General features: G+C 55.7%; 14 protein-coding genes. 2 read left to right on the top strand and 12 right to left on the bottom strand.

All coding sequences use genetic code 11. The features are described 5' to 3' along the window. Positions 1–49 precede the first annotated feature (49 nt). On the top strand, positions 50–538 hold the full coding sequence (gene rfaH / locus H650_RS15285; RefSeq protein WP_017459761.1) for a transcription/translation regulatory transformer protein RfaH: 489 nt from the start codon (positions 50–52) through the stop codon (positions 536–538). An 8-nt stretch (positions 539–546) separates the two neighbouring features. Here rfaH and tatD read toward each other — a convergent pair whose 3' ends face one another. The 9 genes from tatD to udp all read right to left on the bottom strand — a co-directional run bounded on the left by tatD (position 547) and on the right by udp (position 8,477). Beyond that, a complete protein-coding gene (gene tatD, locus H650_RS15280; RefSeq protein WP_189660070.1) occupies positions 547–1,329 on the bottom strand; it encodes a 3'-5' ssDNA/RNA exonuclease TatD in 783 nt (260 codons plus the stop codon). Positions 1,330–1,371: 42 nt separating this feature from the next. Beyond that, the gene (gene tatC / locus H650_RS15275) at positions 1,372–2,136 is read right to left on the bottom strand and encodes a Sec-independent protein translocase subunit TatC (protein WP_020456043.1); all 765 of its coding nucleotides are present in this window, start codon (positions 2,134–2,136) and stop codon (positions 1,372–1,374) included. 2 nt (positions 2,137–2,138) lie between these two features. Further along, positions 2,139–2,663, bottom strand: coding sequence for a Sec-independent protein translocase protein TatB (gene tatB / locus H650_RS15270; protein ID WP_020456042.1), 525 nt, complete (start codon positions 2,661–2,663; stop codon positions 2,139–2,141). 3 nt (positions 2,664–2,666) lie between these two features. Next, on the bottom strand, positions 2,667–2,930 hold the full coding sequence (gene tatA / locus H650_RS15265; protein WP_020456041.1) for a Sec-independent protein translocase subunit TatA: 264 nt from the start codon (positions 2,928–2,930) through the stop codon (positions 2,667–2,669). 116 nt (positions 2,931–3,046) lie between these two features. Then, a complete protein-coding gene (ubiB, locus tag H650_RS15260) occupies positions 3,047–4,687 on the bottom strand; it encodes a ubiquinone biosynthesis regulatory protein kinase UbiB (RefSeq protein ID WP_020456040.1) in 1,641 nt (546 codons plus the stop codon). Beyond that, positions 4,684–5,289: a ubiquinone biosynthesis protein UbiJ gene (gene ubiJ, locus H650_RS15255; protein WP_020456039.1), complete on the bottom strand. Its 606-nt coding sequence runs from the start codon at positions 5,287–5,289 to the stop codon at positions 4,684–4,686. Before ubiJ ends, ubiB begins: the two co-directional genes overlap by 4 nt. 11 nt (positions 5,290–5,300) lie before the next feature. Beyond that, positions 5,301–6,056: a bifunctional demethylmenaquinone methyltransferase/2-methoxy-6-polyprenyl-1,4-benzoquinol methylase UbiE gene (ubiE, locus tag H650_RS15250; RefSeq protein ID WP_020456038.1), complete on the bottom strand. Its 756-nt coding sequence runs from the start codon at positions 6,054–6,056 to the stop codon at positions 5,301–5,303. Positions 6,057–6,122: 66 nt separating this feature from the next. Continuing rightward, positions 6,123–7,580 carry a DNA recombination protein RmuC gene (gene rmuC / locus H650_RS15245; RefSeq protein ID WP_044489543.1) on the bottom strand — a complete coding sequence of 486 codons (1,458 nt, stop codon included), beginning with the start codon at positions 7,578–7,580 and terminating at the stop codon, positions 6,123–6,125. A 135-nt stretch (positions 7,581–7,715) separates the two neighbouring features. Continuing rightward, on the bottom strand, positions 7,716–8,477 hold the full coding sequence (udp, locus tag H650_RS15240; protein ID WP_020456036.1) for a uridine phosphorylase: 762 nt from the start codon (positions 8,475–8,477) through the stop codon (positions 7,716–7,718). Positions 8,478–8,736: 259 nt separating this feature from the next. Here udp and H650_RS15235 point away from each other — a divergent pair, with 259 nt between their 5' ends. Then, entirely contained in the window at positions 8,737–9,543 is an 807-nt protein-coding gene (locus tag H650_RS15235; RefSeq protein WP_020456035.1) for a dienelactone hydrolase family protein, read from the top strand. Positions 9,544–9,575: 32 nt separating this feature from the next. Here H650_RS15235 and H650_RS15230 read toward each other — a convergent pair whose 3' ends face one another. The 3 genes from H650_RS15230 to H650_RS15220 are packed head-to-tail and all read right to left on the bottom strand — an operon-like array spanning position 9,576 to position 13,285. Further along, a complete protein-coding gene (locus H650_RS15230; RefSeq protein ID WP_020456034.1) occupies positions 9,576–10,604 on the bottom strand; it encodes an ABC transporter ATP-binding protein in 1,029 nt (342 codons plus the stop codon). Next, on the bottom strand, positions 10,592–12,304 hold the full coding sequence (locus tag H650_RS15225) for an ABC transporter permease (RefSeq protein WP_044489542.1): 1,713 nt from the start codon (positions 12,302–12,304) through the stop codon (positions 10,592–10,594). The genes H650_RS15230 and H650_RS15225 overlap by 13 nt, the downstream gene beginning before the upstream one ends. A 3-nt stretch (positions 12,305–12,307) precedes the next feature. Beyond that, positions 12,308–13,285: an ABC transporter substrate-binding protein gene (locus H650_RS15220; protein WP_020456032.1), complete on the bottom strand. Its 978-nt coding sequence runs from the start codon at positions 13,283–13,285 to the stop codon at positions 12,308–12,310. Positions 13,286–13,303 lie beyond the last annotated feature (18 nt).

Here is a 13,303-nt window from a genome sequence, read left to right as displayed (position 1 = left end):
TGCTGCGGTTTTGATATTCTTGCGCCCGAACTTACGGAAAAGAGTCATTATGCGATCCTGGTATCTACTTTACTGCAAACGTGGCCAGCTCCAGCGCGCCCAGGAACACTTAGAACGCCAGGCGGTCAGCTGTCTGACGCCTATGATTGCACTGGAAAAAATGGTGCGCGGCAAACGCACAACAGTGAACGAACCTCTTTTCCCGAACTATTTGTTTGTGGAGTTTGATCCTGAGGTGATTCATACCACCACGATCAACGCCACGCGCGGCGTCAGCCATTTCGTCCGCTTTGGTATGCATCCGGCAACCGTTCCGCAATCCGTCATTCAGCAACTTTCGCTCTATCAGCCAGAAGGGATTACCGACCCTGACACGCCTTATCCAGGCGATGATGTGGTGATCACCGAGGGTGCACTCGAAGGTTTACAGGCAATCTTTAAAGAGCCGGACGGCGAGGCGCGCTCCATGCTCTTACTCCACCTGCTTAACAAGCAGGTACTGCAAAGCGTCAAGAACACCGATTTTCGCAAGGCGTGAGCGTCGCGTTAAAAATCCACGCCGAATAACCGTCGCACGTTTTGATCCGTTACTGAACCCAGCCACTGAACCTCTTCCCCACGAAGCACGGCAACTGTGGCAAGAATATGCCCCAGCAGTGCCGGTTCATTACGCCGCGACGCAGGCTTTGGTTTAAGATCGCGCGGCAACAAGTAGGGCGCATCGGTTTCAATCAATAGCTGCCCGGCGGGGATCAGCGGAACCACTTCACGTAATTCCAACCCGCGACGTTCATCGCACACCCAGCCGGTAATGCCTAAGTAGATGCCGCGATCGAGACACTCTCGTGCTTCCTGCGCCGAACCGGTGAAACAGTGCAGCACCGCACCAGGCAACTTATCCAGCCACGGATCCAGCAGCGCCAGGAACCGTTCATGCGCATCGCGGCAGTGCAGAAACACCGGCATGTTTAGCTCGGCGGCCAGCGACAGCTGCGCACCGAAAGCGTACTCCTGCTCCTGCGGCGTCGAAAAATTGCGGTTGAAATCCAGCCCACATTCACCCACGGCAACGACTTCCGCTGTAGCGGCCAGCGTGCGGATCGTCTCTGCGGTTTCATCGGTCCAGCCACTACTGTCATGCGGATGCACACCGGCAGTGGACCAGCAATGACGATAGCGTTGAGCAAGTTGCTGTGCCTGCTGGCTTTCATGCAGGTTAGTTCCGGTAATGAGCATACCCGCCACACCCGCCGCTTGCGCCCGTGCCACGATCTCATCCCGGTCTTTTGCAAACTGGCTGCTGGTTAAATTCACACCGATATCAAACATGTTTTTTCCCATACAACAACCGCCCTGACGGGCGGCTGGTAATTACTCTTCGCTGGTTTCTGTTTCGTTCTCTTCATCCGGAATGCGGCGCTTACCGACGTAGAAGCGAGCAAAAAAGACGCCGACTTCGAACAGGCAATACATCGGTATTGCCAGTAAGGTCTGCGAGAAGACATCCGGTGGCGTTAGCAACATACCAATAACGAACGCGCCAACCAAAACGTACGGACGTTTTTGCCGCAAGTCCGCAGGCGTGGTCACGCCCATCCAGCACAGCAGCACGATAGCAACCGGCACTTCAAACGAGACGCCGAAAGCCATAAACAGCGCCATCACGAAGCTAAGATAACTGGCAATATCGGTAGAAACCTGCACGCCTTCCGGCGCGGTGTGTGTCAGGAAACCGAAGGCCAGCGGGAACACTACGAAATAGGCGAATGCCATGCCGATGTAAAACAGCAACGAACTGGAAACCAGCAGTGGCACCACCAGACGACGTTCATGCTTGTATAACGCCGGAGCGACAAACGCCCAGACCTGATACAAAATGACCGGCGCGGAAAGGATCAGCGACACCATAAAGGTCAGTTTGATCGGCGTAAAAAACGGCGAGGCCACGTCGGTGGCGATCATCGTCGCGCCCAATGGCATCTGCTTGATGAGCGGTGCGGAAACCAGTTGGTAAATATCATTCGCGAAGTAAACCAGCGCGAGGAAAATCACGATAACAGCGATAATGCAGTTCAGCAGACGCTTACGCAGCTCAATAAGGTGTGCGATCAGCGGTTGGGTATCGTCTACAGCCATGTTCAGGATTTATCACTTGAAGAAGGTGTGGAGTCGGAAACCGGCGAGGCCGTTTGCACCGTGGTAGTCACCTGCGGCACTTTTTTCGTTTCTGCAGCATCGGGGACTTGCTGTGGCGAACTGGCCTGATTTTCAGCGGCGGCAGGCGTAACGCCTTCATGCTGCGCGTCGTTATCTTTCACCACCGGGTTATGGATGGTATGAGCTTCATCACTGGCTTTTTCGGCATCGTTAGCGCTATAGGAGCGCTTCATTGATTCCGCCGCCTGGCGCAGCTCATCCATCGACTGCTTTAACTCTGGCGTCAGGTTTTCCAGGCTCGCTTTTTCCACCTTTTTCAGGCTGTCCTGGAACTCCTGCAGCTTCAGTTCCTGCGTCAGTTCATTCTGCACCGTCGTTGCCAGCGAGCGCAGCGCGCGGACCCAGCCCGCTACAGTGCGCACAGCCACAGGTAGCCGTTGCGGCCCTAATACCACGAGGCCAATGATGAAAACGAGTAACAGTTCGCCAAAACCTATATCGAACACGAATTACACCTGCTCTTTGTCGTGACGTTTTTCGTCTTTTTTAGCGTCGTCGGATGTCTTGCTGTCGGAAAGAGACGTTGCCGTAAAATCCGCATCTTGTGCCGATTTATCCTGCTTTTCCTCTTTATCGTCATCACCCATAGCCTTTTTGAAGCCTTTGATGGATGCGCCAAGGTCTGAACCTATAGAACCGAGCTTTTTGGTGCCAAACAGCAGCACCACGATGACCGCAATAATCAACAACTGCCAAATGCTGATACCACCCATACATAGTCCTCTGTAACAGATGATGTTAAAAACAGGCCCCAGTATACACTTTATCCATTAAGCTGCCTCTTTGTTGACAGCTTCTGTGCACCAGGCCCAACCGGGCGGCGTTTCGCTTAACGTGTTTTATACCAACCCACAAACCAGGCCAGAACGCCACCTACCATTAGCCATGCAGGCGTTAAACCCCACTCTGGTCGATTAATCAGTAACAGCGTACCGCTCAGTAAGAGCGTCGCGCCAATACCAAACAGATAGCGTGATTGCCCCTGGCGCACATGGTTTGCCTGTAATTCACTGGCTATCTTATCCACGCTTTGCTGCAAATGCTTGCCTTGCTGCAACCCGTTGTAGATCAGTTCAGGAATTTCCGGCATTTTCTCGATCCAGAATGGGCCTTTCTCTTTCAACGCTCTGACCAGCGCCGGAATACCCACCTGATCTTTGATCCACGTTTCAAGGAAAGGTTTCGCGGTTTTCCATAAATCCAGTTGCGGATAGAGCTGACGGCCGACACCTTCGATATAGAGCAATGTTTTCTGCAACAGGACCAGTTGCGGCTGCACTTCCATATTAAAGCGACGTGCCGTATTGAAGAGGTTGAGCAGCACATGCCCAAAGGAGATTTCCGCCAGCGGCTTTTCAAAGATCGGCTCACACACGGTGCGAATGGCAAACTCAAACTCTTCTACATTGGTATCCGGCGGAACCCAGCCTGAATCCACATGCAGCTCCGCCACTTTGCGATAGTCGCGGTTAAAGAAGGCAATAAAGTTTTCCGCCAGGTAGCGCTTATCTTCTTTGTTCAGCGAACCGACAATACCGCAGTCAATACCGATATATTGCGGATCTTCCGGGTGATCGTAGCTGACGAAAATATTGCCAGGGTGCATGTCGGCATGGAAAAAGCTGTCGCGGAAAACCTGGGTGAAAAAGACCTGCACACCGCGTTCGGCCAGCAATTTTAAATTGGTGCCGTTTTTCTCCAGCGCCGCCACATCGGAAACCGGAATGCCATAAATACGCTCCATTACCAGCATATTTTGGCTGCAATAATCCGAGTAGATTTCCGGCACGTACAGCATTGGGCTGTTTTCAAAGTTGCGGCGCAACTGGATCGCGTTAGCGGCTTCACGCAGCAGATCCAGCTCATCAATCAGCGTCTTCTCATACTCGCGCACCACTTCACGCGGGCGCAGACGACGACCGTCCGGTAACAGGCGTGGAACCCAGCCCGCCAGGCGGTAAATCAGTTTCAAATCCGCTTTGATCACCGGCAGGATGTCCGGGCGGATGACCTTAATCACCACCTCTTTGCCACTCTCTTTCAACCGTGCTGTATGCACCTGCGCAATGGACGCAGAGGCCAGCGGTTCGATGGCGAAGTCATCAAACCAGGTTTCCACCGGCAGATCACCCATCGCTTTTTCAATCTGCTTTTTGGCGAGATGACCATCGAAAGGCGCAACGCGGTCCTGCAACATTGCCAGTTGATCGGCAATCAGCGGCGGGAATAAATCGCGGCGAGTAGACAACATTTGCCCGAACTTAATCCACACCGGCCCCAGTTCCTGCAAGGCAAGACGCAGGCGTTCCCCAAGCAATTTTTCTTTGTGCCGGTTCGGCATCCAGAACAGCGTCCGCCGCCATAACCGCAGCGGCAGAGTGATACGCATTTTGGGAATGAGCTCATCAAGCCCGTAACTTAAAAAGGTTTGGATGATGAAATAGAGGCGCCGTAATTCTCCAGGCGTCATTTGCCCTCCAGTTTATCCAGGCGTTTGGCTAAGGCATCCGCAGCCCTTTCCACAGCAGCCGTTTCTTCAGCAAACCAGGCAACTTCCAGTGCGCCCGGCGCAAGGCGCCACTCTTCCGTCAGCACTTCAGCGACATAGCGTTGCTGGCGTTGAAAACCGTGTTGCAGAAAGCGTGCCCCGCCGCGCAGGAATTTACTGATCCCCTCAGCGGCGATATCGCCTGTCCATGGTGCGAGGATCTCGGCAGGATCGAATTCCGCCAAATCCATCAGCGAAACCAGGTTTTGCACCACCTGGATATCGCCCTGCACTTCCAGCTCGCCGCTGCGAATAAGCGCAGTCAGCTGCTGGCGGTCACGCAGCTTCGGCAGTACCCGCAGTTGCGTAATCACGGAACAGTCGGCCTCACCTTCCCACTCGCCTAATACATCAATCTGGCGCTCACTGAACACCAGCACAAAGGGGGAAGAGAACTCTTGCAGCACTACGCGCAACACCTTGCCATGCAAACGCTGGCGCGCGGGTTTCAGCGCGCCTTCACGGTATAAAAACGTATTCAATACACGTTCAATTCCGGCGGCAACCATCGGCTTAAAAGGCATACGCACTCCTGTCAGAATTTGTAGCCACGGTGCAGAGCAACGATACCGGCCGTCATGTTGTAGTAATCGACGTTTTCGAAACCGGCGTCCTGCATCATCGCTTTCAGGGTGTCCTGATCGGGGTGCATACGGATGGATTCAGCAAGATAGCGATAGCTTTCCGCGTCGTTTGCTACCAGTTGACCAATACGCGGCAGGACGTGGAAAGAGTAAGCGTCATAGGCTTTGCTCAGCGGTTCAATAATTGGCTTGGAAAATTCGAGCACCAGCAGGCGACCGCCCGGTTTCAAAACGCGGAACATGGAGCGCAGCGCTTTCTCTTTTTCCGTCACGTTACGCAGACCAAACGAGATGGTGATGCAGTCGAAAGTATTGTCCGGGAACGGCAAGGCTTCAGCATTTGCCTGCACATACTCTACGTTACCGATCACACCGAGGTTGCGCAGTTTCTCGCGCCCCATTTTCAGCATCGAGTCGTTAATATCTGCCAGCACAACCTGGCCGGTTTCACCCACCAGGCGGGAGAACTTCGCCGTCAGATCGCCCGTACCACCGGCCAGATCGAGAACTTTCTGCCCGCGACGCACGCCGCTGCAATCAATGGTAAAGCGCTTCCATAAACGGTGAATGCCCATCGACATCAGATCGTTCATGACGTCATATTTTGAAGCGACCGAATGGAAGACATGCGCCACCATGTCGGCTTTGTTTTCTTTGGCGACGGTCTGAAAACCAAAGTGTGTTGTCTCTTTTGAATCTTCCGCCATCTTAGTGCCTGCTATTCAAGAAATTGTTTGTGAAGTGTATCAGATTGGAGGCGATTGCCCTACGATTCAACCACCCGAAGAAGCCTTCGATTCGGGCTCCTCGTCCGCGGCCATGCTCTCTAATGCATTGTCTTCAAAGCAATCGAGGGAATCGTTTTGCCCGGAACGCAAACGAAACTCTTCGTCCTGATCCTGTGCTTGCGCCGCCAATTCCGGATTAATCTCGCGTTTGATTTCGACACCGAGCCCGCGAAACGCCTCGGCCTGGGCCAGCAGATTGCCGCGCCCGGAACTCAGTTTTTTCATCGCCTGACGGTAATTGTCCTGCGCTTTATCCAGACTCTGGCCAATGGATGACATATCGTCAACGAACAGGCGCATTTTGTCATACAGGCGGCTCGCCCGCTCCGCGATCTGCTGCGCATTGCGGCTTTGGTGTTCATACCGCCACAGGTTGGCGATGGTGCGTAGCGCCACCAGCAGTGTCGTCGGGCTGACCAGCATAATGTTATTTTTCAGCGCTTCGGTGATCAGTTCGGGCTGCCTGTCCAGCGCAATCAAAAAGGCCGGCTCCACCGGGATAAACATCAACACATAATCCAGGCTGCGCAACCCCGGCAGTTGCTGATAATCCTTACGACCAAGCAGACGAATATGGTTGCGTACCGAGGCGATATGTTCCTGTAACGCGCCTTCGCGCGTAAAGTCGTCGTCGGCATTGAAGTAACGTTCATAGGCGACCAGCGTCATTTTGGCGTCGATTACCACGTCTTTGCCCTGCGGCAGACGCACGATCACATCCGGCTGCATTCGCGCGCGATGGTCATTTTCAATACTGACCTGGGTTTCGTATTCATAACCTTCACGCAGACCAGAGGCTTCCAGCACGCGGGTCAGCACCACTTCCCCCCAGTTACCCTGGGTTTTGTTATCGCCTTTCAGCGCGCGCGTCAGGTTAATCGCTTCCTGCGCCATCTGGGCATTGAGCTGTTGCAGGTTGCGAATTTCATGCGCCAGCGTATGCCGTTCACGCGCTTCCTGACCAAAACTCTCCTGCACCTGGCGACGAAAGCCATCAAGCTGCTCGCGCAGCGGCGTTAGCAGACCGTTCAGACTTTGTCGGTTTTGTTCATCGACGCGGCGATTGCTCTGCTCAAAGATGCGGTTAGCGAGATTTTCGAACTGCTCGCTCAAGCGCTGCTCGCTGCTGTGCATCTGGCGCAGCTTCTCTTCGGCATGTAACTGGGTAGCTTCCAGTCGGGTCGTCACTTCGCGCAAATCAGCTTCCAGCGAGCTATTGATATGTTGCAGGCTGCGCAGCTCGTTATTGAGCAGCTCGCACTCTTCGCGCCAGTGTTCGTTTTGGGTTATCTGCTGCCGGGCGGCGCTCAGTTCGCTAAAGACATCTCGCTGCTCCGCGAGCAGATCCGCCTGCTGTTGCGCCCCGCGCCAGCTTGCTGCCAGCCAGCCGACCAGTAAACCCGCCAGCGCAACGGCTGCCATGACGATGATTGAAGTGTCCACCACGTCCCCTTAGTGATAACGCATATAGCGGAGGATTGTGCTGTATAAACGTCCAGTTTGGAAGGGGTTTTCCTGCGAAGCAGTACGCAAAAAGAAAAGGCCGAACGCGTCGGCCTTAGCAAACGGGGAGGTGAATTACAGAAGACGACGCGCCGCTTCCACCACGATTTTCACCGCGTGACTTTCGGTCTGCTTCATGGTTTCCGCATTCGGGATCTCTTGCTGGGTGCGGTTTACAATCACACCGGCAACCATACCGGCACGCAGCCCCTGGCTCGCGCACATGGTCAGCAGCGTGGCGGATTCCATTTCATAGTTCATTACGCCCATGGATTGCCACTCTTCCATGGAACCTTTAAAGCGGCTCACCACGCGGCCAGAGAAGGTGTCGTAACGCTCCTGGCCTGGGTAGAAGGTGTCAGAAGAGGCAGTCACGCCGATATGTTTCGTTGCGCCAATCGCATCCGCTGCGGCAACCAGCGCGGTAGTGCACTCAAAATCCGCCACCGCCGGGTACTCCATCGGCGCAAAGTGCAGGCTCGCGCCATCAAGGCGCACGGACGCGGTGGTGATCAGCACGTCGCCAACATTGATGTGCGGCTGAATCGCACCGGTGGTGCCCACACGCAGGAAAGTGCGGATGCCAAGCTGCGCCAGTTCTTCTACGGCGATAGAGGTTGACGGGCCGCCGATGCCGGTGGAACAAACGATAACCGGTTTGCCATCCAGCTCTGCGCGCCAGCTGGTGAATTCGCGGTGGGATGCCAGTTTGACCGGCTTATCCATCAGCGCGGCGATCTTTTCCACACGCTCCGGATCGCCAGGGACGATGGCCAGCGTAGCCCCTTGTAAATCGTTTTTGGTGAGGCCGAGATGAAAAACATCAGACTTGGACATAACAGACTCCTCTGTGGTCGGTTTTATCAGTAGAGGCAAAAAGATACTTTACAGAAGGCACGGACATAATTTCGTGACTGATATCACCATGAATTAAACTGATTGCAGTTCATTTCCATAAATTAGTGACTTACATCACACTAACATGACACATCCCACAACTCAGCAGCAAAGATAGTCTACGGCACGGTGATTTGCGCGCGCGGCAGGCCTTCCCGTCTATAGTTATTGAAGCGCTAAAAAAGGTATGGAGAATGCCATGACAACCAACAACACACCAGGCTTTGCACCTGCGGCTTCACCCCTTGCTTCAACCGTTGTTCATACGTCGGAAGACGCCTTAATCGCAGGCGAAACGTCTATTCCGACACAGGGCGAAAATATGCCCGCTTTTCATGCCCGGCCGAAAAATGCAGAAGGTCCCTTGCCGATTGTCATTGTGGTACAGGAAATTTTCGGCGTGCATGAACATATTCGCGATCTGTGCCGCCGTCTGGCGCTGGAGGGCTATCTCGCCATCGCGCCGGAGCTCTACTTCCGTCAGGGCGATCCGAATGATTTTGCCGATATTCAAACCCTGCTGAGCGGCCTGGTAAGCAAAGTACCGGACGCGCAAGTGCTTGCCGATTTGGATCACGTCGCCAGCTGGGCGGCGCGTAACGGCGGGAACGCTCACCAACTCTTAGTGACCGGTTTTTGCTGGGGCGGGCGTATCGCCTGGCTGTATGCCGCGCACAATCCGCAGTTGAAAGCCGCCGTCGCCTGGTATGGCAAGCTGGTGGGGGAAAAATCACTTAATTCTCCGCGCCATCCGGTGGATATTGCCACTGAACTTACCGCGCCAGTGCTCGGTTTATATGGCGCGCAGGATACCGGCATTCCGCTGGAGAGCGTGGAAACCATGCGCCAGGCGCTGAGAGCCGCGAACGCCAAAGCGGAAATCATCGTCTACCCCGAAGCGGGCCACGCGTTTAATGCGGACTATCGTCCGAGCTATCACGCAGAATCCGCCGCTGATGGCTGGCAGCGGATGCTGGCATGGTTTGCGCAGTACAGTAAAAAGTGACGGTGTGCGCCGGAGTAAATGCCCGGCGCACCTCATGCTGTTTCGAGACGCCAGCCCTGGGTCAAACGTACCGCCACGATCTGTTTGCATTGCAGCGGTGCATGATGAAAGGCACTCAGCGTTTGCCCATCGCGCAGGCGTAAATCAAGCAAATAGCGCTCGCCCTGATAAATGCAGCTTTGTACCTCAGCGCTCAGACCCTCACTCGCTACCTGCACATGCTCGGGGCGAACCAGCACCGGCTGGTGAAGATCCGCGCCAGTATGCGCCAGCCCAGCATGCATTTGCGCGCCATCCAGTTGCTGTACCCCGGCGGGCGTCGCCAGCATCAGCACACTCCCCTTACCAATAAAACGCGCCACCCAGCCATTCTGCGGCTGCTGATACAGCGCCTGCGGTGCGCCCCACTGCATCAGTTCGCCCTGGTGCATCACCGCGATATGGCTGGCGAGCGCCATCGCTTCCGCCTGATCATGGGTGACATAGACAAACGTTGCACCAGTGCGGCGATGAAAATCACGGAAAGTCTGTTCCATGGTGGCACGCAGATGGCGATCGAGGTTTGCCAGCGGTTCATCAAGCAACACCACTTGTGGCTCCGCGACCAGGCAGCGCGCCAGCGCCACGCGTTGACGCTGACCACCGCTTAACTCTTGCGGCGAACGTGCGGCGTAAGCACCCAGTTCAACCACCTCCAGCGCGTCCATCACCTGCTTGTGACGCGCAGCGCCGTGCACATTGCGCAGCTTTAGCGGGTAGCCCACGTTCCCGGCAACCGTCATATGCGGCCACAGCGCATAAGACTGAAAGACCATCCCCATATCGCGCTGCTCCGGCGGAGTGTGCAGCGTTTTATCTGCCAGCAGACGATCGCCCAGCCATAAGCGCCCTTCGCTCAAGGTCTCAAGCCCCGCAAGAATACGCAGCGTGGTGGTTTTGCCGCAGCCACTTGGCCCCAACAGGGCGGTAAACGCCCCCTGCGGAATGGTCAGATTGATATCCCGCACCACGGTCTGGCCGGCAAATGCTTTGCTTAGATGTTCCAGTCTCAGCTCTGCCAAGGGATCACTCCTTTCGGTAAATAGCGGCCAAGCGCGCTGAGCAACAGCATCACCAGCGCCACCAGAATGACAACCAGCACGGAAAGCGCCGATGCCAGCACCTTATCGCCGCTCTCATCAAGGTTAAAAATCACCACGCCCAGCGTCTCTTTCCCGGCGCTCCACAGCAGCGCCGAGACAGTGAGTTCATTCACCGCTGTGAGGAATACCAGCAACGCCCCGGCAAACGCCGCCGGTGCCAGCAACGGCAGGACGATATGGCGCAGTCGCCGGGAGAAGTTCGCCCCAGCCAGGCTGGCCGCTTCTTCCATTGCGGGATCCAGTTGCAGCATGCTGCTGTGCACCGGCTTCAGGCAAACCGTGAGGAAACGTGCGAGATAGGCGAAAAAGATAATGCCCAGCGTGCCGCTAAGGCTGATATCGATCAGCGGCAATGGGCGAGCAAACAGCAGAATACAGGCAATCGCCAGCACCACGCCGGGCAAGGTATAGGGGATGTCGATAATTAAATACAGCCAGCGCAACGGCCGGTTCGGGTAGCGCACCAGCAGCCACGCTAGCGGCAGGCTGAGCAACATCAACACCACAGCCGCCGAGATCGATAAAAACAGGCTGTTGCTGAGCGCGCGTAACGTGGCGCTTTGCGCATCAAAGATCCCTCGCCAGGCGGCAAAGGTAAGCGTTTCACTATTCAGCGCGACGCCAAGCGTCGGCACCAGCGAGGTGGTAATCAGCGCCACTAGCGGCGCGAGCAGGATGGCACACAGCACCGCCGCCAATAATAACTCGACCGCCAGCCGCCATTTGCCGAGGGTGAAACCCAGCGCGCGCCCCGCCATGCCAATCAGCGGCAGCGCATAACGCCGCTGCATGTGGCCTTGCAGCGTGACAATGCCAATTGCCAGCATCCCCATCAGCACCGACAGCGCCGCCACGTCGTTCAGCATCGCCGGGCCAAAGCTGGAAAGCGTCTGATAGATATACACAGGGAGTACAAAGTAGGAAATCGGGATGCCCAGCATCGCCGGAATACCAAAATTACCGAGCGCCGAAACAAACGCGATCGCCGCCCCGGCCCACAATGCAGTACGGCACAGCGGCAACACAATGTCGAAGAACACCCGCCACAACGATGCGCCGTGTAATCGTGCGGCTTCAATATGCTCTTTTGGCAAACACTGTAGCTGGGTGCGCAGCGCCAGAAACACCAGCGGCGCATGCTGAATACCGAGCAGCAATGCGATGCCTTCTGCCGAATAGAGCGGGTTGCTGCTGCCAAACCCTGGCGCAAGACCAATGCTATTGAGCAAGATGCTGCCCGGCCCCAAAAGTTGCAGCCAGCTTAACGCGGTGACCTGCGGCGGGATCATCATCGGCAGCATAAACAGAAATACCCACAGCTGTTTGAGGCGGATATTGGTCAGCGCCAGGCAAAAAGCGAACAGGCTACCCAGCAGCAGTGACAGCAGCATGCCCAGCCCACTGGTATACAGGCTGTGCCACAGCGCAAGCCAGGTGGAAGGGTTGCTCATCACACGCCACAAACTGCTGTCGCTGCCGTGGCGCCCGTCAACCAGCGCAGAGACCAGCAACCGCAGGCTGGGCAGCAGGCTCAGTAGCGCAACAAGAAATAATAACAGCCAGAGCAGCCCTTTTGCCGGGCCGCCGCTGGCGTGCTGGCGCAGCGTCATACTGGTCATCAATTAGCGGTTTCCGAACAGGTCGGCAAAGCGCTTTTTATTGGCTTCCGTCTCGGCCAACGCTTTTGCTGCATCAAACGGCATCAGCTTGATGCTGTCGCGCGGCGGGAACCCGGCCGGAACCGGCAAGGTGGCGTCGGCGGGCAGATAGCCCTGCTGGAGCACCAGTTTTTGCCCCTCATCCGAGAGCACAAAGTCGATAAACGCTTTCGCCGCCTGCGGGTTTTTCGCGTTTTTCATCATCGCTACCGGCTCGGTAACAATGCTGACGCCCTCTTTCGGGAAGACGAACTCAATCGGTGCGCCTTTGGCTTTTTCGCGGATCGCCATGTAATCCACCAGCACGCCATAGGCTTTGCTGCCGGACGCAATCGCGCTCATCACCGCGCCGTTACCGCTTTGCGGCATCGCACCGTTCTCTTTTAGTTTCTCGTAGTATTGCCAGCCGAGCGCCGGATCGTTCATCAGCGTCGCCTGGTGGATTTGCGCCGCGCCGGAATAGAGCGGGCTTGGCAGGGTGGTCATGTTTTTCAGCTCCGGTTTGAGCAGATCCTGCCAGGAGCTTGGCTTAACGGGGGCTTTGCTGTGATAAGCAATACCGGTGGTGATCAGTTTGGTGCCGTAGTAGTAGCCCTCTTTGTCATACAACTGCGCATCAAAACGCGTCGCTTGCGGTGATTTATACGCCGCCAGTAGATTTTGCTGTTTCAGGGATTCCATGGTCACGCTGTCGGCAATCAGCAGCACGTCCGGGGCGGCGCCACCGGCGGCTAACTCTGCCTGCAAACGCGCGGTCAGCTTGGTAGTTCCGTCGCGGATCCATTTCACTTCAATGTCCGGGTGCGCTTTTTCAAAGGCGCTGACGGTCATTTGCGCATCTTCATTGGGCTGGCTGGTATAGAGCGTCAGAGTGGATTTGGCGAAAGCTGACGTACTGATGATGGCCAGCAGTACCGCTGCCAGCACACTTTTCTTACTCATGGTTCAGTCCCCTGTGTT

The organism is Enterobacter sp. R4-368, assembly GCF_000410515.1.
GTDB lineage: Bacteria > Pseudomonadota > Gammaproteobacteria > Enterobacterales > Enterobacteriaceae > Kosakonia.
This window is presented reverse-complemented; position numbering and strand designations above follow the sequence as displayed.

Excerpts from the sequence above, each read along its gene's own strand:
- H650_RS15235 (WP_020456035.1), top strand. The coding sequence starts at position 8,737 with ATGACAACCAACAACACACCAGGCTTTGCACCTGCGGCTTCACCCCTT.
- tatD (WP_189660070.1), bottom strand. The coding sequence starts at position 1,329 with ATGTTTGATATCGGTGTGAATTTAACCAGCAGCCAGTTTGCAAAAGAC.
- H650_RS15225 (WP_044489542.1), bottom strand. The coding sequence starts at position 12,304 with ATGACCAGTATGACGCTGCGCCAGCACGCCAGCGGCGGCCCGGCAAAA.
- rfaH (WP_017459761.1), top strand. The coding sequence starts at position 50 with ATGCGATCCTGGTATCTACTTTACTGCAAACGTGGCCAGCTCCAGCGC.
- tatA (WP_020456041.1), bottom strand. The coding sequence starts at position 2,930 with ATGGGTGGTATCAGCATTTGGCAGTTGTTGATTATTGCGGTCATCGTG.
- ubiJ (WP_020456039.1), bottom strand. The coding sequence starts at position 5,289 with ATGCCTTTTAAGCCGATGGTTGCCGCCGGAATTGAACGTGTATTGAAT.
- ubiB (WP_020456040.1), bottom strand. The coding sequence starts at position 4,687 with ATGACGCCTGGAGAATTACGGCGCCTCTATTTCATCATCCAAACCTTT.
- tatC (WP_020456043.1), bottom strand. The coding sequence starts at position 2,136 with ATGGCTGTAGACGATACCCAACCGCTGATCGCACACCTTATTGAGCTG.
- udp (WP_020456036.1), bottom strand. The coding sequence starts at position 8,477 with ATGTCCAAGTCTGATGTTTTTCATCTCGGCCTCACCAAAAACGATTTA.
- ubiE (WP_020456038.1), bottom strand. The coding sequence starts at position 6,056 with ATGGCGGAAGATTCAAAAGAGACAACACACTTTGGTTTTCAGACCGTC.
- H650_RS15220 (WP_020456032.1), bottom strand. The coding sequence starts at position 13,285 with ATGAGTAAGAAAAGTGTGCTGGCAGCGGTACTGCTGGCCATCATCAGT.